Source organism: Caulobacter sp. GW821-FHT12A07, assembly GCF_058807655.1.
Genome location: NZ_JBXAQX010000027.1, coordinates 1 through 504, shown reverse-complemented (window position 1 = coordinate 504; position 504 = coordinate 1). Strand labels below are relative to the sequence as shown.

General features: G+C 63.7%; 1 protein-coding gene. It reads right to left on the bottom strand.

The features are described 5' to 3' along the window. Window positions 1–411: 411 nt before the first annotated feature. Window positions 412–504: EF-Tu C-terminal domain-related protein (locus AC1RRS_RS24885; RefSeq protein ID WP_192665346.1), on the bottom strand; the 93-nt coding region annotated here is incomplete at its 5' end.

Genomic DNA, 504 nt, shown 5'->3' with positions numbered 1-504 from the left:
TCTCCCTGCGACGGGACAGCTCTGATTATGCAGCGGGTTTCAGCGCGTCTGATCCAGAGCGCTGAGAAAGTTGTAAGGGACTGGATTGGTTGGAGTTCGTAGCGCGGTCGCTGGGGATTGAGAGCGCTCTGTCCCCGTCCGCGATCCTTCTCCCCTTGCGGGAGAAGGTGGCGGCCGAAGGCCGTCGGATGAGGGGTCTCTCAGATGAGAGACGCTCCGCCCGGCCTGACCGCTGCACGCGGCTTTGAGGTCTGAGAGACCCCTCACCCGACCTGCTTCGCAGGCCACCCTCTCCCGCAAGGGGAGAGGGATCAGGCGGCACGGCTCCCCCTTCAGGGATCAGGCAAAAGAAAAGGCCCCGGAGTTTCCTCCGGGGCCTGATCTCAGATCAGCTGTCGCTGGATCGATCGATTACTCGACGATTTTCGCGACGACGCCGGCGCCGACGGTGCGGCCGCCTTCACGGATGGCGAAGCGGAGCTTCTCTTCCATGGCGATCGGGGT